We start from the raw sequence: 18825 nt of genomic DNA on the forward strand, positions 1-18825 counted from the left end.
CGTGGTGACTCGGGCCGCGGGCGCGCCACCCCGGCGGCACGATCTGTGGAGAACTCGTCAGGCCAGCAGCGACGGCATCAGCGAGTCGACGCGTGCCGTCAGCACGGAGAGCACGTCCTCGCGCTCGGCCTCCGGACCGGTGGCCCAAGCGAGCAGCGACTGGGCGAAGAGGCCGTCGAGCATGCCGTAGGCGGTCGAGGGGTCGAGGGACGGTGGGCGCCCGGCGAGCTCGGCGTACCTCGACACCACCCGCCAGACCATCTGCTCGAGCTGGCCGTCGATCTCGGTCACCACCTCGCGCAGCGCGGGCTCGAACATCGACTGGTTGCGCAGGTCGTACCAGAGCTGGTGCATCGGACCCTCGTCGCGGATGGTCCCGGCCAGCCTGGCGGCGAAGCGCGACTGCAGCTCCGGCGCGGTGGCGGACGAGGCCACGATCTCGTCGTAGCGGGTCACGCAGGTGCGCTTGTAGTGGCGCACGCAGGAGGTGATCAGCTCCTCCTTGCTGGAGAAGTAGTAGTGCACGACCCCGTGCGAGAACGGCGAGCGCTGCGCGATCTCGCGCAGCGAGGTCCTGGCGTAGCCCAGCGTGCCGAGGGTGACGAGCGCCGACTCGGCGAGCTGGAGCCGCCGGTCCTCGTGCTTGCTCGACCGCGACGCCGACGGCGCAGCGGGGTCGGCTGCGCGGTCGGCTGCGGGGTCGGCAGCGGGGTCGGCGACGGCGCGGGCGGTGGACGGCACGCGCGGCATCCTACGCGCGCGGCAGGGGCTGGGACGGACCAGTGGAAGATTTTCTTGACAGTCGTCAAGACCGGCGGTCAGTGTGATCGCCATCACTCGCCCCCGCTGCCCTGAGGAGACCTCGATGACCGCAACCGACCTGACCGGACGCGTCGCACTCGTGACGGGAGGCGCCCAGGGCCTCGGTGAGGGCATGGCCCGCGCCCTGGCGGCCGCGGGTGCCCGCGTGATGATCGCCGACATCGACGAGGCGGGCGCCGAGACCGCCGCAGGGCTCGGCGACGGGCACGGGTTCGTCCGCCTCGACGTGACCGACGAGGCCGGCTGGGAGGCGGCCGTGCAGGCCAGCGTCGACCAGCTCGGCGGCCTCGACGTCCTCGTCAACAACGCCGGCGTCGAGATCACCAGCCTGCTCACCGAGGTGCAGGTCGACGACATCCGCACGATGCTCGACGTCAACGTCCTCGGCACCACCCTCGGCCTCAAGCACGGCCTGCGCGCCATGCGCCCCGACGGTGCGGCCGGCAAGGGCGGGTCGATCATCAACATCTCGTCGGTGGCCGCCACCATCGCGTTCCCCGCGATCGCCGTCTACAGCGGCACCAAGTCCGCGGTCGACCGGCTCACCCGCGTGGCGGCGATGGAGTCCGGCAAGCTCGGCTACGGCGTACGCGTCAACTGCATCTATCCCGGCCTGGTGCCCACCGCGATGGGTGCCGGCCTCGCCAACGACATGGCCTCGCTCGGGCTCTACGGCAGCGCGGAGGAGGCCGTCGGCGCCGTCATCGAGCTCACCCCGTCCGGCCGCCTCGGCGAGGTCGACGACATGGCGGACGCGGTGGTCTTCCTGGCCTCCGACGCGTCGCGGTTCATCAACGGCGCCGGGATCCCGGTCGACGGCGGCATGGGCATGTGAGGAGCCGATGCGGCTGCACGACTACCTCGACAAGGGCGCCAGCCTGGGTGCCGACCGCCCCTGCCTGACCACCGACGGCACCACGCGGTCGTACGCCGAGGTGGTCGCGCTGTCCCACGAGGTCGCGGCGGCCCTGCGCGGCAGCGGCGTACGCGAGGACGCGCGGGTCGCGATCCTCTCGGCCAACGACCCGGTCGCGTTCACCTGCGTCTTCGGCATCAGCCGCGCCGGCGCGGTGTGGTGCCCGATCAACCCGCGCAACGAGGCCGCGGAGAACCGCGAGCTGCTCGAGCTGTTCGACACCGAGGTGGTGCTCTACCAGTCCGGCTTCGCCGCGTTGGTGGCCGCGATCCGCGACGAGCTGCCCCGGATCCACACGTGGGTCTGCCTCGACGGGGACAAGACTGCCGCCGACGGATCGCTGACCTGGCAGGAGTTCCTCGACCGCGGCGCCGGGGTCGAGGTGCCCGACCGGCTCGGCCCGCCGGCCCCGGGGGAGCTCGCCATGCTCGTCGGCACCGGCGGCACCACCGGCCGGCCCAAGGGCGTGATGCTCACGCCGACGAACCTCGAGACGATGACGGCGCTGACCCTGGTGGGCTACCCGTTCGACGGGCCGCCGGTCTACCTCGCGCTCGCCCCGCTCACCCACGCGGCCGGCGTGCTGTGCTTCCCGGTGATGTCCCTCGGCGGCGAGGTCGTGATCATGCGCGCGCCGGACGTCGGCGACTTCCTGCGCCTCGTGCAGGACCACCGCGTCACCCACACGTTCCTGCCGCCGACGCTGGTCTACATGGTGCTCGGCCACCCCGACCTGGCGGCGACGGACCTGAGCAGCCTCCAGTGCTTCTGGTACGGCGCGGCGCCGATGTCGGCGTCCCGCCTGGAGGAGACGCTGACCAGGATCGGGCCGGTGATGGCGCAGCTCTTCGGCCAGACCGAGGCGCCGATGATGATCTCGATGATGCCGCCGGACGACCACTTCCGCGCCGACGGCTCGGTGGCCACCGAGCGGCTGACCAGCGCGGGGCGCCCGGCGCCCCTGGTGCGGGTGGCGATCCTGGACGAGCACGACCACCCGGTGGCGCAGGGGGAGCGGGGTGAGATCTGCGCGCGGTCGTCCCTGGTGATGGCCGGCTACTGGAAGGACCCGGAGGAGACGGCGCGGACGCTGCGCAACGGCTGGCTGCACACCGGCGACATCGGCTTCCTCGACGAGGAAGGCTTCCTGCACATCGTCGACCGGGCCAAGGACATGATCATCACCGGCGGCTTCAACGTGTATTCGACCGAGGTCGAGCAGGCCGTCCTCGCCCACGAGGCGGTCCAGGACTGCGCCGTGGTCGGTCTGCCCGACGAGAAGTGGGGCGAGCGCGTCACGGTCGTCGTGCAGCCGCACCCCGGGGCGACGGTCGACCCCGACGACCTGCGGAGCTTCGTCAAGCAGCGGATCGGTTCGGTGAAGGCCCCCAAGGACGTGCACGTGTGGCCGGACCTGCCGCGCTCGAAGGTCGGCAAGGTGCTCAAGGCCGAGATCAAGTCCCGGATCGCGGACGCGGCGCCTGGCTGATCGCCCGGGCGTCGGTCAGCTCCTCGCGAGCGAGGTCGAGCGCCACGATGAGCGCGGACAGCGCGTCGATGACGTCGTGGGCGGCCAGGTCCCAGTCCTGCCACCCGGACTGCTGGTGGAGGGCGGCCCCGCCCTGCCACGAGGCGAGGAGCGCGTCGACGCTGCGCTCGGCGACCCGACGCCGCGCGTCGATGTCGGCGAGCCGGTCGGACAGACGGTCGGCGGCCGTACGGCTGTGCCGGTCGTGGTGGAGGTGGCCCGAGAGGATCATCTCCCGACCATCACCCGCGGACCCGTCGCACCGACAGGGACTTGACGGGATCTGTGGAGAACCGTGGCGTGTCCTTTCCCCGCCGCAGAGGCCTAGGGTGGGGCAACCCGTCTCGGAGGTACTCCTGTGGATCCCATGACCCCCGTCCATGGCGCTGGCACGCTCCTGGTGATCGCGGCCCTCGCCGTCGCCGTGCTGCTGGTGCTGATCATCGCCCTGCGGATGCACGCCTTCGTGGCGCTCGTGCTCGTCAGCCTGGCCACCGCGATCGTCTCCGGTGTCCCGGTGGCGGACGTGCCCGCGGTCGCGATCGGAGCGTTCGGGTCGACCCTCGGCGCGGTCGCGCTGCTCGTCGGCCTCGGCGTGATGATCGGTCGCATCCTGGAGGTCACCGGTGGGGCCCAGGTGCTGGCCGACACCCTGATCAGCCGCTTCGGTGAGAAGCGCGCGCCCCTCGCGCTGGGCGTCGCGGCGCTGCTGTTCGGCCTGCCGATCTTCTTCGACGCCGGCCTGGTCGTCTTCCTGCCGATCATCTTCTCGGTCGCCAAGCGCTTCGGCGGCTCCGTGCTCATGTACGCCCTCCCCGCGGCCGGCGCCTTCGCGGCGATGCACGCGATCGTGCCGCCGCACCCGGGACCGGTCACCGCGGCCACCGAGATCGGCGCGAGCATCGGCCTGACGCTGGTCATCGGCGTGGTCGCCGCGGTCGTCGCCTGGGCCGTCGGCGTGTACGCCGTCACGCTCGGCTGGCTCGGCAGGGTCCACGTGCCGATCGACGACTCGGTCCTCACCGGGGGCCGCGCGCCCGACGAGGGCGACCGCCCGGCCTTCGCCCACGTGCTCGCGATCCTGCTGCTGCCCTTGGTGCTGATCAGCCTCAACACGGTCCTGACCACGCTGCGGGCCAACGAGACGATCGCCGCCGAGGGCGGGTTCGTCGACGCCCTGGTGTTCATCGGCCAGACGCCGGTGGCGCTGCTCATCGCGCTGCTCGTCGCCACGTACACCCTCGCCGTGCGCCACCACTCCCGTGCCGAGGTGGAGGACCTCCTCAACGACGCGCTCGGACCGATCTGCGCGATCATCCTCATCACCGGCGCCGGCGGGATGTTCGGCGGCGTGCTGCGCTACAGCGGCATCGGCGGCGCGCTGTCCGACTCGCTCGCCGACCTCGGCCTCCCGCTGATCATCTCGGCCTTCGTCATCGCCACCATCCTGCGCGTGGCCCAGGGCTCCGCGACGGTCGCGCTCACCACGACCGCCGGGCTGCTGTCCGCCGCGGTCGTCGACGCCGACCCGTCGTCGGTGCAGCTCGTCGCGCTCGTGCTGGCGATCGCAGCCGGCGCGACCGTGCTCTCGCACGTCAACGACTCCGGCTTCTGGCTGGTGAGCAGGTTCTTCGGGATGGACGTGAAGACCACCCTCAAGACGTGGACGGTGATGGAGACGACCCTCGGCGTGAGCATCTTCGTGCTGGCGCTCGGCATCTGGGCCGTGGGATGAGCACACCCCGGCCGCACCACCTCGTCTTCATGGGCGTCTCCGGGTCGGGGAAGTCGACCGTGGCGCGCGCCGTGCAGGAGCGGCTCGGCTGGGAGATGGCCGAGGGCGACGACTTCCACCCGCCCGAGAACGTCGCGAAGATGAGCGAGGGCACCCCGCTCACCGACGCCGACCGCTGGGGGTGGCTGGAGTCCCTCGCCGACTGGACCGCCGAGCGCGATGCCCGCGACGAGCCGACGGTCATCACCTGCAGCGCGCTGCGCCGGAGCTATCGCGACGTGCTGCGCCGCGGCGGCGAGGGGACGTTCTTCGTCCACTGCACGGGTGACAAGCACATGTTCCTCGAGCGGATGAACGCCCGGGACCACTTCATGCCGCCCAGCCTGCTGGAGTCGCAGCTCGACACCCTCGAGCCGCTCGGCGCCGACGAGGCCGGGATGGACGTCGACCCCGCCCTGCCGGTGGACCGGCTCGCGGCGATGGTGCTGGCGCGGCTCGGGCTGGCGTGACCACGGCCCGACTCGAGCGGACGTAGGTCCGCTCAACGCCCGCCATGTCGGGCGTCCAGCGTCCATCTCGGTGTCATAGTCGGCTCAGGACGACGATGCCCGCGTCGAGCACCGTGGCACGCGGTCAGTCCTTGCGTCGGGCCTTGAGCACGGCGTCGGCGATCGCGATCTCCTCGCCCGTGTGTGGGTGCGCCTGCGTGCGCGGCCGCGCCTCGCACGCCTCGACCTCGAAGTCATCCGGGAGCGCCGGCACCAGCTGGTCGGCGGTGAACATGAACGTGTCGTGCCCGTGCCGCAGCCCGGTGGCCAGGTCGTCGGGGTGGTGCCCGACCACCAGGAGGGTGCCGCCCGGTGCGACCGCGGACGCGAGCCGGCGTACGACGTCGGGCATGCCCCCGTCGGGCAGGTGGAAGAAGTGGGAGGTGACGAGGTCCCACGTCTCGCCGGCGGGGTCGAAGGAGCGTACGTCGAGGCGGCGGGTCTCGACGCGGTCGCCGACGCCTGCCTCGTCCGCGTGCTCGGTGACCCGGGCAAGGGCGGCGTCGGCGAAGTCGACGGCCGTCACCTGCCAGCCCTGCGACGCGAGCCAGATCGCGTCGCCACCCTCGCCGCACCCGATGTCGAGCGCGCGGCCGGGAGGCAGCGGCGGCGCCTCCGCGGCGAGCTGCACGTTGACCCGGCCGCTCCAGACCCGCTCGCCGGAGTAGCGCTCCTCCCACGCCGGGCGCTCGAAGAACCCGTCCCGCCTCTCCTGCACCGCGCGGGCGGCGTCGGCGGAGGCGAGCTCGGCGTTGATCCACGCGCCGACGCGGGTGCCGTGGGCCGCGGACGCGACCAGGATCATCGAGATGTCGGTCGCGTTGCCGGCGGCAAAGATCCCGGGAACGGACGTCGCGCCGGTCGGCTCGACCGCGATCACCGAGCCGACGGTGAGCCCGTTCATCTCGAACGGCGCGGGCTCGATGCCCAGGGGGCCGAGGAAGTCGGCGCGCACGTGCGGCTGCGAGGCCACCACGATGGCGTCGCGCTCGAGCACCGAGCCGTCGGCCAGCCGCAGCCCGACCAGCGCGTCACCGTCGTCCGAGGCCACGACCTCCTGCGGGGTGCCGTGGACGAACCGGACGCCGATGGCGCCGAGCCGCTCCACCTCCTCGTCCGGGATCTCGACGCCATCGTGCACGACCACCACCACGTCGTCCGACAGCTGGCGGAACAGCAGGCCCTGGTGGCCGGCCATCGGGCTGGTCGCGAGGACCGCGATCGCCCGGTCGCGCACCTCCCAGCCGTGGCAGTAGGGGCAGTGCAGGACGTCCACGCCCCACCGCTCCGCCAGCCCGGGGACGTCGGGCAGCTCGTCGACGACGCCTCCCGTGACGAGCACGCGGCGGGCGCCGAACCGCCGGCCGCCGGCCGTCGTGACGAGGAAGTCGTCGACCTCGCCGGACAGGCCGACCACCCGGTCCGCGAGCACCTCGACGCCGTACTGCGCCACCTCACGGCGGCCGATCTCCAGCAGCTCCAGCGGGGGCACACCCTCCCGGCCCAGGTAGTTGTGGGCATGGTCAGCCGGGGCGTTGCGTGGCTCGCCGGCGTCGATGACCAGCACCGACCGCCTCGACCGGCCCAGGGCCATCGCACCACTCAGGCCGGCTGCGCCGCCGCCGACCACCACCACGTCATAGGTCGTCATCTCACTCATGTCGTCGATGGTGCACCCGTCCTCGCCGAAATGACAAACATCCTTGCCATATCAGCAAAGCCCGGGCAGACTGGCGCCATGGACGACGAGGGCGTGCTGAGGGGGGTGGGGCCGCGGCTGCGCCAGCTGCGGCTCGAGCGCGAGGCCACGCTGACCGACCTGGCCGAGGAGACCGGCATCTCGGTCAGCACGCTCTCGCGGCTGGAGTCGGGTCAGCGCAAGCCCACGCTCGAGCTCCTGCTGCCCCTCGCGCGAGCCCACCGGGTGGCGCTCGACGAGCTCGTCGACGCACCCGAGACGGGCGACCCGCGGGTGCGGTCCAGGCCGGTGGTGCGCCACGGCCGCACCTTCATCTCGCTGACCCGCCGACCGGGCGGGCTCCAGTCCTACAAGATGGTCATCCCCGTCGACGACGTGCCTGCGCCGTCGCTGCGCACCCACGAGGGCTACGAGTGGCTCTACGTGCTGAGCGGCCGGGTGCGGCTCGTCCTCGGCACCAAGGACCTCACCCTCGAGCCCGGGGAGGTGGTCGAGTTCGACACCCGTACGCCCCACTGGGTCGGCAACCCCGGCCCCACGCCCGCCGAGGTGCTGGCGATCTTCGGGCCGCAGGGCGAGCGGATGCACGTCCGCTCCTAGGCGTGAGCCGCGGCGCCGTCGACGCGTGCCACGGTCGTGCGGTGCCACCGCCGCCGTGCTCGCGGCGGGCTGGCTGGTGATGCCGGCGCTCGTCCTGCTGGGCGCGCTCGTCACGCGGATCGTGCTCGGCGGGCGTGCGCGGCCGGCACCAACGTCCGCGGAGGGCCGGGTCAGCCCCAGGCGCTGAGGTCCGGCGGCACGTCGACCGAGAGCAGCTGCAGCACTGGCAACGGCACCACGTCGAGGGCGCGCTCGGAGGTGGCGGCGAGCACGACCGGTGCGGCCACGCCGTCGTCGTACGCCTGGAGCCAGCGCACCGCGACGACGCACCACCGGTCACCCGGCACCAGGCCGGGGAAGTCCCACTCCGGGCGAGGTGTCGAGAGGTCGTTGCCGACCGATCGCTGGTGGGCCAGGAACTCCTCGGTCATCACCGCGCAGACCGCGTGCAGGCCGGCGTCGTGCGGTCCGACGGTGCAGGTGCCGTCGCGGTGGAAGCCGGTGACGGGGTCGGTGCCGCAGGGCTCGAGCTCGCCGCCGAGGACGTTGCGCTCGCTCACGAGGACTGCCGAGCGGCCCTCTTGGCCTCGGCCTCGGCACGACGCTCGACGAAGCGGGTGGCCTCGGCGTCGAGGGCGGACACCGCTGCCGCGAGCTCCTCGCGCGCCCGCTCGCCGTCCTCGTCGAGGCCCTCGAGCTCCCAGACGCCCCACTTCTTCAGGAGGGGCGTGACGATGTCGTCGTGGTGGATGCGCAGGTCGTAGATCCCGGCCCTGGCCATCTGCACCGCCTTGCGGGAGAACCCGGGGATCACGCTGCCCGGCATCTGGAAGTCGACGACCTCCTCGGTGATCGCCCGCATGGTCTGGCTCGGGGCGAGCTGCAGGGCCGCGGCGACGATGTTGCGGTAGAAGATCATGTGCAGGTTCTCGTCCTTGGCGACCCGGCCGAGCAACTTCTCCGCGATCGGCTCCTCGGTGTAGCGCCCGGTGTTGCGGTGCGAGATGCGGGTGGCGAGCTCCTGGAAGGAGACGTACGCGCAGACGTTGAGCACCGACTTGTCCAGCGCCTCGTAGCCGGTCTCCATCGTCTCCATCCGCGCGCGCTCGAGCTCGACGGGGTCGACACCGCGGGTGACGAGGAGGTAGTCGCGGATGCAGAACGCGTGCCGGCCCTCCTCGGCCGTCCAGCGGTTGACCCAGGTGCCCCAGGCGCTGTCGCGACCGAAGGCGCGGTCGATCTCGCGGTGGTAGCTCGGCAGGTTGTCCTCGGTGAGCAGGTTGACCTCGAGCGCCGTGCGCGCGATCGGCGACAGCTGCGACTGCGCGACCTCCCACGGCTCCCCGCCGAGGTCGGCGAAGTCGCGCCCGAGGCTCCAGGGGACGTACTCGTGCGGCATCCACTCGTCGGCCAGGCCGAGGTGGCGGTTGAGGTTGTCCTCGACCGTGGGCTCGAGCTCGGCGAGGAGGGTTGCGGTGTCGAGAGCGGCCATGGTCCATCTCCTCGAGTGAGTGCGAGGGCGCGGTGTCCTCGGACCCCTGCCTACACCCCGAGGGTCCGCGTGACCAGAGTGTCGCCCCGATCGGTCCTCTTCTAGGCTCGCCGTGGTGCGGCCGACCAGGCCGCCACGACACCGCTTCTTCTCGACACGGGGGACACATGCGCAGTGAGCTGTTCGACCAGGCCAACCAGGAGAACGCGACCGCCGAGCGGTTCAGCCTCCACCACCGCAAGACGCTGCGGGCGGTGCTCGGTGAGCCGGTGCTCGCCGCCAAGGGGTCGATGGTCGCCTACCAGGGCCAGGTGACCTTCGAGCACAAATCGGCGGGCTCGATCGGCAAGATGATGCGCCGGCTGGTCACCTCCGAGGACACGCCGCTCATGACGGTCGCCGGCCAGGGCGAGGTCTTCTTCGCCGACGCCGCCAAGGACGTCTTCCTCGTGCAGCTCGAGGACGACGGGCTCTCGGTCAACGGCAGCGCGCTGCTCGCGATGGACGCCACGCTCGACTACGACGTGCACCGGGTCAAGGGCGCCGGGATGATGAGCGGCGGGATGTTCAACACGCTCATCCAGGGCCGGGGCACGGCGACGGGCAGCCGCTGATCCTCGACTGCTCGCAGGCCCCGACGTACGTCGACATCAACGCCGCCGTCTGCTGGTCGGCCGGTCTGGTGCCGCAGGTCGTCAACTCGATGAACGTGAAGTCGATGCTGCGCGGCGGGACCGGCGAGGCGTTCCAGTACGCCTTCCAGGGCCCCGGCTTCGTGGTCGTCCAGCCCTCCGAGGGGCCGGTCGTGCCGCCCCACAGCCACGGCGCCGGCGGCTGAGCCGGCCCTCACCCACGCGGGAGTGGAGCCCGCAGGCGCGGGCAGTGCAAGGTCGCCAGGCGACCCCCGTCCAGCGGGGTCGTGTGCCAGGCAGCCTCCGCGGTGCGTGCCGGCAGCGAGCAGGTGAGGCGCAGGCGGTGCGGCGTCTCGAGGAAGGCGACCTCGACCCGCAGCGTGCGGTCGTCGTCCCAGCCGCCGGACGCCGCGACCGGCACCACGTCGCCGTGGGCGTCGAGGGGTGACGACGCCAGCCAGCCGTCGGTCCCCACGGGGAACGTCAACGCATTGTCCGGCTCGACCAGGGTGACCTCGAGGCCGTCGCCCGCCCGCTCGACTCCCACGGACGTGAGCCCCGTCCCGGGAGCCACGGCGAACGGCGACGTCCAGCCCTCCTGGCCGCCCGGCTGCCTGCGTGCGGCGTGCGGCGCGAGCGACAGCCCCCGCAGGCGGCGCTCGAGCTCCGGCTGGGCGCCGTCCTCGGGGCGGTCCTCACGCAGCCCCGGGAGCAGGTGGGTCCACAGGTGGTCGAGCACCGCCTGCATCGCCTCGGTCCCGCCGGTCGTCGCGACCACGACGTCGTGCTCGGGCAGCACGATGCAGAACTGGCCGAAGGCACCGTCGCCGCGGTAGCCGTGGCGTGCCATCCAGAACTGGAAGCCGTAGCCCTGGCGCCAGTCGGGGTTCTCCATGTCCGGGTTGTCGACCTGGCGCGACGTCGCCTCCTCGACGTACGCCTCGGGGATCAGCTGCGTCTGTCCCCACCGCCCGCGTCGGAGGTAGAGCAGACCGAGCTTGGCGATGTCCTCGGTGCGGGCGAACAGGCCGCTGAACCCCTGCTCGCGACCGGGCGGCCAGGTCGCCCAGCCGACCTCCCCGATGCCGAGCGGGTCGAGCAGCCGGGGTCGCAGGTAGGCACTGAGCGGCATGCCCGCGGCGCGCTGGATGATGCTCGCCAGTGCGTACGTGCACGGCTGGCTGTAGGCGAACAGGGTCCCCGGCGGGGCGTCCGGCGGCACCATCAGGAACCCGCGCACCGGCTCGTGCGGGTCAAGGGCCAGGGCCTCGTCGATCATCTCGCGGTCGTGGCCGCTGGCCATGGAGGCGACGTGGCGGACCGTGATGGACCTGCTGCCCGGGTCGGTGATGTCGCCGTCGAGCTCAGGGAAGTGCGACACCACGGTGTCGTCCAGGTCGACCAGTCCCTCCTCCAGCGCGAACGCGAGCGCGGTCGAGGTGAAGCTCTTGCTCAGGGAATAGACCAGCCGCGTGCGCTCGGGCGTGTGCGGTGCCCACCAGCCCTCGGCGACCACGCGCCCGTGCCGCAGCACCATCAGGCTGTGCAGCTCCACCGCCGGATCGGCGTCGATCGCCTCCACGGTGGCCAGCACGGCAGCCGGGTCGACGTGCTCGTCGGCCGGCAGGCTGCGGGGGAGCGCTGAACCGAGGTGGTCCTCCATCGCCCGACCATACGACGGGCAGCTCAGTTCCAGATCGCGGCGGCCCACTCGGGGTGGTCGATGAACGGGTTGCGGTTGCCCTGCCACTGGGCGTGGATGCGGTCGTTGCGCCGCATCTCGAAGGTGCTCACCGGGTCGGCGGCGTTCCAGGCGAGCAACGTCTCGAGGTCGCCGAGCCGCGACGACGAGGTGCCGACCGTCGAGCTCATCTCGAGGTCCGTGAAGCCGTCGTCGCCCTCGTAGCGGATCGCCATGTAGAACAGCATCCGCGCCACGTCGCCCTTGACGGCGTCGCGCGGCTCGAAGGAGTCGCCGTCGGTCCAGCAGTCGGTGCACCCCGAGACGGCGGACCCGCCGTCGTCGAAGTCCTTGTTGCCGCGGATCGAGTTGACCGTCACGTCCTCGGGCCGGATGTGGTGCAGGTCGGTGCCGGGGCCGGCGCTGGTGGTGAAGCCGCCGCGCGACTGCGCCCACACGTGCTCGCGGTTCCAGTTGCCGGTGCTGCCGCCGTTGCTCGACTTCGAGATGGAGCGACCGGTGTAGAGCTCGATGACGTTCGAGCTGTTGGCCGGGTCCTGGTCGGTGTCCTTGAGGGCCGTCCACACCGCGTCGTAGGACAGCTTCGTGTTGTCGTCGATGATGTCGTGCAGCGAGGTGCGCAGGGCGGTGCCGGTCTTGCCGACGGCCGGGGCGTAATAGGTCGAGTCCCACGGACTGCTGCCGCCGGTCGGCGGCGGCTCGGTGGTGCCGCCGCCCGAGAGCGCGAGCGCCGACGTGCTCGTCATGCCCGGGTGGGAGAAGTACGACGCCAGTGCGCCGGTGACGTCGATCTGCTTGCCCATCAGCGACTGGTTCGTCCTCAGGCCCCACTGCGAGCGGAAGGCCGAGGGGATCTGCACGTAGAGCATCGACGACGTGCTGGTCTGCGACGCGGAGTCCGCGATCGCCAGCGCGTAGTCGTTGGGGAAGCTGGAGCGTACGACCGTGTTGGTGGCGGTCGGCTGCCCGACGACGTAGCCGCGGACGGTCTGCGTCGCGCCGGTCTGCTGGCCGATCGCCTGGCTGACGGTGAGGGGGGTGGCGGCCGTGGCGGGCGCGGTGACGGACGGCAGCAGCAGCACCAGGGAGAGCACGAGGGCGAGGGCGGCGGCGAGCGAGGAGGCGAGGGAGGTCGGGCGGGCACGACCCTTCCCGAGATGTGGGGTCATGGCGGTGAAGCCTGCCGCACCCGCGTCCCGCGCGGAAGGGCCTGAAGGTGAACCGTCGCCGCGGACCGGGTGCCCCACGGAGGTGCTGCACCACCTGTCACTTGCAACGCTTCGGCAACGGGTCTGGTGTGGTCGGTGGTGCCGGTGGGACACTGCGCACGCTCCACCGGGCGCCGCGAGGCCCCATACACCCCCACCACCCCAGTTCTGCGAAAACGCCACGGAATGTCGCGAGACTCCTTAGGTTGAGTCTGCTCCGGTCCCACCGGGAAGTTTCGACGTCGTAGTCGCTCACCAAAACGCGAGGCACACATGACTCAGGATGCAGCCCGGACCCGCAAGGGCTCGGGTCTCTCGGTCGCCGGCTGGCCGCTGGGCCGCAAGATGGCCCTGGCCCTGGCGATCCCGCTGCTGCTCGCGGCGGTCCTCGGCGGTCTGCGCGTCTCCGCCGACTACGGCGACTCCCGGCAGGCGTCCCGCAGTGCCCAGCAGGTCACGATCATCCAGCCCGCGGTCGACTACCTGACCGCGTCGGAGGCCGCGATGGTGGCCGCGCAGACCGACAGCGCCGCCAGCCAGGGCGACCTCATCGACGCGATCAGCGACATCACCACCAATGCCGAGACCCTCGTCGAGGCGCGCGACAACGCCGACCTCGACGAGCTCCAGACCGCCCACGTCAACGCGCTGCTCGACCTCAGCCAGGCCATGCGCGGTGAGGGTGCCGAGACCCTCGGCCCGGCCACCTGGATCGCGCTCGTCCGCCAGCTCGAGTCGAGCGTCTCGCAGCTCATCACCAGTGTGAACGCCGCGCAGGAGACCCCCGAGCCGCGCCTCGAGCAGCTGTCCCAGGTCATGAGCGGTCGGCTCTCGCTGGCCCTCCAGCAGGGCCTGCTCGCCACCACGCTCTCGCAGTCGAGCTCGCAGGAGCTCTTCTCGGAGATCGGCGTGGAGGCCGCGGCCATCGACCGTCTCGCCGGTTCCGTCGAGGGCGCCGAGGAGCAGACGGCCCTCCTGCGTACGCAGAACACCCGCCACGCGGGGCAGATCCGCGACGACTCCGCGACCGACCTCGACGGCCGCGACGCGTACCTCCCCTACGACGAGATCACCCAGACGCTCGTCAGCGGCGTCACCGACACCCTCGACGAGGCCGCCTCCGACGCCCAGCGCAACGCGCTCGTCGGCGCGGTCCTGACGCTCCTCGCGCTCGCCGCGGCGATCGCGCTGGCCTTCTTCGTGGCCCGCAGCCTCCTCGGCCCGATCGGCAAGGTCCGCGAGGGTGCGCTCGCCGTGGCCCGCCACCGCCTGCCCGACGCCGTCGCCCGGATCCGCGCGGGCCAGGAGCCCGAGCCGATCAGGACGATCGACGTCACCACCAACGAGGAGATCGGCCAGGTCGCGCGAGCGGTCGACGACCTCCACCGCCAGGCCATCCACCTCGCCTCGGGCGAGGCCCAGCTCCGGCAGACCGTCAACGCGATGTTCGTGACGCTGTCGCGCCGCTCGACCTCGCTGGTCAACCAGCAGCTCGCGCAGATCGAGCGCCTCGAGCACGACGAGGAGGACCCCAAGCGCCTCGAGTCGCTGTTCCGCCTCGACCACCTCGCCTCGCGGATGCGTCGTACGGCCGACTCGCTGCTGATCCTCGCCGACGCGCCGAACCGTGCGGCCGGCCAGTTCAGCCTCACCGTCGGTGAGGCGCTGCAGGCCGCGACGTCGGGCGTGCAGGACTACCAGCGCGTGCAGATCCTGTCGCACCTCAACACCCGCGTCGGTGACGAGGCCGCAGCCGACGTGGTCCACCTGCTGACCGAGCTCGTCGACAACGCGCTGTCGTTCTCGCCGCCGGCCGAGCCCGTACGCCTCGCGGCCAAGCAGGGCCCCGAGGGCGTCACCATCACCATCACCGACTCCGGGCTGGGGGTGCCGCCGGCCGAGCTCGAGCAGCTCAACCGCGACCTCGAGCACGGTGCCGAGGCCACGCCCGACACCGCTCGCCGGATGGGCCTGTTCGTGGTCTCGCGCCTTGCGGAGCGCCACGACATCGACGCCCACCTGGCCCGCAACCCCGGTGGAGGCATGACGGCCACCGTCACGCTCCCGCCCTCCGTGCTGCCCGACCTGCCGCAGTCCGGCGCCCCCGCAGCCCCGGCCGCCGCCGCGGCGCAGCACGCGGCTGCCGCCGGCACGACTGAGGTCCTCGAGACCGCCGCCGTCGCCGCTCCGGTCCTGTCCAAGCGTGAGGCCCGCAATCGTGCCCGCGCGGAGAAGGCCGAGGCGAAGGCCGCGGAGCGCGCGGCCGCCGCCGAGGCGAAGGCCGCCAAGCAGGAGGCCGCCGCCGAGGCGAAGGCCGCCAAGCAGGAGGCCGAGCTCGAGCCCCTGACCGCGGCTGCCCCGACGGCTGCCGCCACCTCTGCCGCCACCTCTGCCGCCGCCGTGTCGGCGCCGGACGCCGACCGTACGTCGGAGGCCGCAGAGCCCGCGGCCGCAGCGGCCACCGGCGGGTCGGAGCCGACCCCGGACCGTCCGCCTCTGGGCAGCCTGCTGCCGCGTCGCGACCCGGGCGCCAACATGCCCCGCACGGGTGCCGACGCGTTCCTGCCGCCGGAGACCTCCACGGCGACCGGTCCGCTCTTCGGCAAGCGCCCCGAGCCGTCCGAGGCACCCGCCGCGGCCGATTCCTCCGCACGCGAGGGTGCCGCCACCGAGCGGGTCGAGAAGGTCGCCCGCGTGGTGCCGATCACCGCTCTCGCTGCGCGCCAGCGCGCCCAGGCCGAGCAGGAGGCGCGGATCGCCGAGACCGAGGCGGAGTCCGAGACGGAGGCGACCGACGTCGCCGACGAGACGGTCGTGGACGAGACGGTCGTGGACGAGACGGTCGTCGACGCCAGCGTCGCCGAGGACGCGCGGACCGAGGCTCCGGTCACCGAGCCCGCACCCGAGCCCGCAGCTGCGCCGGTCCGGGCCCACGACCCACTCTCCGACCCGCTGCCGGCGGACGCCTTCGACGAGCTCACCGCTCTCGAGGCCGAGCCGGTCGCTGCCGCAGAGCCCGAGCCGGAGCCAGAGCCCGAGGTCGCGCAGGCCGTCCACGAGGTGGAGGTCGACGCGAACGACCCACTGGGCCTCGGTGCCCCCGTCGCCCGCTCCCGGGAGAGCGCGCCCGAGCCGGTCGCCGAGCCGGTCGCCGAGCCGGAGCCCGAGCCCACTCCCGAGCCGGAGCCGTCCGTGTGGCAGCAGCCGGCGTACGAGCCCCCCGCCGCGGCGCTGGGCGCCGGTCACGGCACCAACGGCACCAACGGCACCAACGGCACCAGCGGGACCAACGGCCTGCCGGACCGCGCCGAGCCGGCTCGCGCCGGCGGCGAGTCGCCGATCTTCAAGTCGATGCGGTCGGGCTGGCTCACCGGCGACGCGACCCAGATCCACGAGACCGAGGTGGATCGCGGGTGGGAGATCGCCGAGCACGTCGCCGAGGAGGCGCCGGCCGTCGAGTCGACCCCCGTCGGACTTCCGCGACGCGCCCCCGGGGAGCGGCTCGTTCCCGGTAGCGTTACTCCACCGACGGCAGCCAAGACGCGCGACCCTGAAGCGATCCGCCGCCGCCTCCAGGCACACACCGCGGGAGTGTCCCGCGGTCGACGAGCAGCCCAGAGTTCCACCCAGCACACGGAAGCAGGCCCCGCATGACTCACGATTCCGCCGCCGCCCCCGCCGCCAGCACCGCTGGTGACGACCGAGACCTCGACTGGGTGATGTCGCGATTCGTCGACGACGTACCCGACGCAGCGCACGCCATCCTGGTGTCCGCCGACGGCCTCCTGATGGCGTCGAGCACCAGCATCCCGGGCGAGCGCGCCGAGCAGGTCGCGGCCGTCTCCTCCGGCCTGGCCAGCCTCGCCGTCGGCGCCGCGCGCCTCTTCGAGGGCGGCTCGGTGATGCAGACCATCGTCGAGATGGAGATGGGCTTCCTGATGTTGATGAGCGTGGGCGACGGGTCGAACCTCACCGTGCTCACCACCGAGGAGGCCGACATCGGCCAGGTGGGCTACGAGATGGCCCTGCTGGTGGACCGCGTGGGACGTACCGTCGAGGCCCAGGCCCGCGTCGGTACGGGCGGCTGACCGGCTCCGCGCCATGACGCCGCCACACGAGCCGGAGGACGAGGGCTACCGCCCTCGACTCATCCGGTCCTACACCCTCACCGCCGGTCGGACGGCCGCCAAGGTGGAGCTGGCCATGGAGGCGACTCTGCGCCTCCAGGCCGGTGCGGAGGCACCTGCGCTCTCGCCGTCTGCCGCGCAGGTTCTCGAGGTCTGCGACCGGCGCTCCGTGGCCGAGGTGTCGGCCCTGACCAAGATGCCGATCGGCGTCACCCGGGTGCTGCTGGGTGACCTGATCGAGCAGGGCCTGGTCCGCATCCAGGCCACCATCAACGACAGCACGTCGACAGATGAGCGTCTCGAGCTCATCGAAAGGACCCTCCGTGGACTTCGAAACTACTAAGGCACAGCGTGCGGCTGCGTCGACGAAGATCGTCATTGCAGGCGGCTTCGGCGTCGGCAAGTCGACGCTGGTCGGCGCGGTCTCGGAGATCGACCCGCTGCGCACCGAGGCACTCGTCACCAACGAGTCCGAGGGCGTCGACGATCTCGCTGCCGTGCCCACCAAGGCCACCACGACCGTGGCCATGGACTTCGGTCGCCTGACCCTGGCCGAGGACCTCGTCCTCTACCTGTTCGGCACCCCCGGTCAGCGCCGTTTCTGGTTCATGTGGGACGACCTGTGCCGTGGCGCCATCGGCGCCATCGTGCTGGTCGACGTGGCTCGCCTCGACGAGTCCTTCTCGCCGCTCGACTACTTCGAGTCCAAGGGCATCCCGTTCATCGTCGCCGTCAACGAGTTCGACGGCGTCCCGCGCTACCCCGCGGAGGAGATCGCCGCCGCGCTCGCGCTGCCCGCCGACGTACCGATCATCAGCCTCGACGCCCGCGACCGCGAGCAGGCCAAGGGCGCGCTCGTGAAGATCACCGAATACGCCCTCATGCGACTTCGTGAGTCGCTCACCGTGAATGCGAACTGACCCATGACCCGCGCAACTCGTCGTACGAACCCTGCCCGCACGGCTCTGGCCGTCCTGTCCTCCGTGGCCCTGATGGCCACGCTGGGCGCCTGCGGCGGCAGCGCCAGCGGGGAGGAGGCCGACGCCCTCACCGACGTCTCCCTCGTCTTCGGCGGCGCGCTGACGGTCTGCACCGACATGCCCTACGCGCCCTTCGAGTACGAGGAGAAGGGCAAGCCGACCGGCTTCGACATCGACCTGGTGCGCAAGGTCGCCGACGACCTCGAGGCCGACCTGGACGTGGTCGACGTGTCCTTCGACGACATCACCTCCGGCACCTCGCTCAACAACGACGTGTGCGACGTCGCGATCTCCGCGATGACCATCACCGGCGAGCGGGCGCGTGTCCTCGACTTCTCGAGCCCCTACTTCGACGCCAAGCAGGCGCTGATCACCCCGAAGGGCTCGGGCCTCGACCAGATCACCGAGCTGGCGGGCCAGCGGGTCGGCGTCCAGAAGGACACCACCGGCGAGACCTACCTCAGCGACTTCGCGCCCGAGACCACCCAGGTCACGGCGTACGACGACGCAGCGGGCCTGCAGGCGGCGCTCGCCGCCGGCGAGCTCGACGCCGCGATGCTCGACAACACCGTCTCCGGCCAGTTCGTCTCCGACAACCCGCGCCTCAAGCTCTCGCGCGAGTTCGACACCGGCGAGCAGTACGGCATGGCGGTGAAGAAGGACGGCAACATCCCGCTGCTGCGCTCCATCAACAGCACGCTCGCCGAGCTCCGCGAGGACGGCAGCTACGACGAGATCTACGCGAAGTACTTCGGCTGACCTGCCCCGTACGAGCACCCGCCCGAGCGGTGTGCCACCCACCTTCCGCAGCCGCGGAACGTGGGTGGGACACCGCT

At 72.1% G+C, this 18825-nt stretch carries 18 protein-coding genes and 1 pseudogene; 12 read left to right on the forward strand and 7 right to left on the reverse strand.

Annotated elements, in window-relative coordinates; translation table 11 throughout:
- Nucleotides 1-57: 57 nt before the first annotated feature.
- Entirely contained in the window at nt 58-741 is a 684-nt protein-coding gene (locus EXE59_RS08035) for a TetR/AcrR family transcriptional regulator (RefSeq protein WP_246056607.1), read from the reverse strand.
- A gap of 124 nt (nt 742-865) precedes the next feature.
- On the opposite strand from EXE59_RS08035, the gene EXE59_RS08040 reads away from it, so the two are divergent.
- Entirely contained in the window at nt 866-1657 is a 792-nt protein-coding gene (locus EXE59_RS08040; RefSeq protein WP_135838439.1) for an SDR family NAD(P)-dependent oxidoreductase, read from the forward strand.
- Nucleotides 1658-1664: 7 nt separating this feature from the next.
- Nucleotides 1665-3227, forward strand: coding sequence for an acyl-CoA synthetase (locus tag EXE59_RS08045; protein ID WP_135838440.1), 1563 nt, complete (start codon nt 1665-1667; stop codon nt 3225-3227).
- Here EXE59_RS08045 and EXE59_RS08050 read toward each other — a convergent pair.
- The gene (locus EXE59_RS08050) at nt 3193-3498 is read right to left on the reverse strand and encodes a WXG100 family type VII secretion target (protein WP_168218441.1); all 306 of its coding nucleotides are present in this window, start codon (nt 3496-3498) and stop codon (nt 3193-3195) included. The genes EXE59_RS08045 and EXE59_RS08050 overlap by 35 nt on opposite strands.
- A 135-nt stretch (nt 3499-3633) precedes the next feature.
- On the opposite strand from EXE59_RS08050, the gene EXE59_RS08055 reads away from it, so the two are divergent.
- On the forward strand, nt 3634-5001 hold the full coding sequence (locus EXE59_RS08055; RefSeq protein ID WP_210428932.1) for a GntP family permease: 1368 nt from the start codon (nt 3634-3636) through the stop codon (nt 4999-5001).
- Nucleotides 4998-5510 (forward strand): gluconokinase, encoded by a 513-nt coding sequence (locus EXE59_RS08060; RefSeq protein ID WP_135838443.1) that lies wholly within the window; start codon nt 4998-5000, stop codon nt 5508-5510. The genes EXE59_RS08055 and EXE59_RS08060 overlap by 4 nt, the downstream gene beginning before the upstream one ends.
- 124 nt (nt 5511-5634) lie before the next feature.
- On the opposite strand, the gene EXE59_RS08065 is transcribed toward EXE59_RS08060, so the two are convergent.
- The gene (locus EXE59_RS08065; RefSeq protein WP_135838444.1) at nt 5635-7209 is read right to left on the reverse strand and encodes a bifunctional NAD(P)/FAD-dependent oxidoreductase/class I SAM-dependent methyltransferase; all 1575 of its coding nucleotides are present in this window, start codon (nt 7207-7209) and stop codon (nt 5635-5637) included.
- 78 nt (nt 7210-7287) lie between these two features.
- On the opposite strand from EXE59_RS08065, the gene EXE59_RS08070 reads away from it, so the two are divergent.
- Complete coding sequence (locus EXE59_RS08070; protein WP_135838445.1) at nt 7288-7848, forward strand: helix-turn-helix domain-containing protein; 561 nt, start codon at nt 7288-7290, stop codon at nt 7846-7848.
- Nucleotides 7849-7873: 25 nt separating this feature from the next.
- On the forward strand, nt 7874-8035 hold the full coding sequence (locus tag EXE59_RS23710) for a hypothetical protein (RefSeq protein WP_168218442.1): 162 nt from the start codon (nt 7874-7876) through the stop codon (nt 8033-8035).
- On the opposite strand, the gene EXE59_RS24455 is transcribed toward EXE59_RS23710, so the two are convergent.
- Together EXE59_RS24455 and EXE59_RS08075 are read right to left on the reverse strand one after the other, a co-directional pair.
- Nucleotides 8019-8408, reverse strand: coding sequence for a DUF2237 family protein (locus EXE59_RS24455; RefSeq protein ID WP_246056610.1), 390 nt, complete (start codon nt 8406-8408; stop codon nt 8019-8021). The genes EXE59_RS23710 and EXE59_RS24455 overlap by 17 nt on opposite strands.
- The gene (locus tag EXE59_RS08075; protein WP_246056612.1) at nt 8405-9340 is read right to left on the reverse strand and encodes an acyl-ACP desaturase; all 936 of its coding nucleotides are present in this window, start codon (nt 9338-9340) and stop codon (nt 8405-8407) included. The genes EXE59_RS24455 and EXE59_RS08075 overlap by 4 nt, the downstream gene beginning before the upstream one ends.
- A 290-nt stretch (nt 9341-9630) precedes the next feature.
- On the opposite strand from EXE59_RS08075, the pseudogene EXE59_RS08080 reads away from it, so the two are divergent.
- Nucleotides 9631-10178: pseudogene (locus EXE59_RS08080) on the forward strand (AIM24 family protein).
- An 8-nt stretch (nt 10179-10186) separates the two neighbouring features.
- Here the strand turns inward: EXE59_RS08080 and EXE59_RS08085 are convergent.
- Both EXE59_RS08085 and EXE59_RS08090 read right to left on the reverse strand, forming a co-directional pair.
- Complete coding sequence (locus EXE59_RS08085; RefSeq protein ID WP_135838446.1) at nt 10187-11635, reverse strand: serine hydrolase domain-containing protein; 1449 nt, start codon at nt 11633-11635, stop codon at nt 10187-10189.
- Nucleotides 11636-11658: 23 nt separating this feature from the next.
- Entirely contained in the window at nt 11659-12843 is a 1185-nt protein-coding gene (locus EXE59_RS08090; protein ID WP_135838447.1) for an endonuclease, read from the reverse strand.
- A 312-nt stretch (nt 12844-13155) separates the two neighbouring features.
- Between EXE59_RS08090 and EXE59_RS08095 the strand changes: the two genes are divergently transcribed.
- Genes EXE59_RS08095 through EXE59_RS08115 form a run of 5 tightly spaced genes read left to right on the forward strand, consistent with a single transcriptional unit; the run spans nt 13156 to nt 18748 of the window.
- Nucleotides 13156-16536, forward strand: coding sequence for a sensor histidine kinase (locus EXE59_RS08095; protein ID WP_135838448.1), 3381 nt, complete (start codon nt 13156-13158; stop codon nt 16534-16536).
- Nucleotides 16533-16970, forward strand: coding sequence for a roadblock/LC7 domain-containing protein (locus EXE59_RS08100; RefSeq protein WP_135838449.1), 438 nt, complete (start codon nt 16533-16535; stop codon nt 16968-16970). The genes EXE59_RS08095 and EXE59_RS08100 overlap by 4 nt, the downstream gene beginning before the upstream one ends.
- Before the next feature lie 13 nt (nt 16971-16983).
- Nucleotides 16984-17352 carry a DUF742 domain-containing protein gene (locus EXE59_RS08105; RefSeq protein ID WP_135838450.1) on the forward strand — a complete coding sequence of 123 codons (369 nt, stop codon included), beginning with the start codon at nt 16984-16986 and terminating at the stop codon, nt 17350-17352.
- On the forward strand, nt 17333-17929 hold the full coding sequence (locus EXE59_RS08110) for a GTP-binding protein (RefSeq protein WP_056906137.1): 597 nt from the start codon (nt 17333-17335) through the stop codon (nt 17927-17929). The genes EXE59_RS08105 and EXE59_RS08110 overlap by 20 nt, the downstream gene beginning before the upstream one ends.
- Nucleotides 17930-17932: 3 nt before the next feature.
- Entirely contained in the window at nt 17933-18748 is an 816-nt protein-coding gene (locus EXE59_RS08115) for an ABC transporter substrate-binding protein (protein ID WP_135838451.1), read from the forward strand.
- The last annotated feature ends 77 nt before the right edge of the window (nt 18749-18825 follow it).

The sequence above is a fragment of the Nocardioides eburneiflavus genome (genome assembly GCF_004785795.1).
GTDB lineage: Bacteria > Actinomycetota > Actinomycetes > Propionibacteriales > Nocardioidaceae > Nocardioides > Nocardioides eburneiflavus.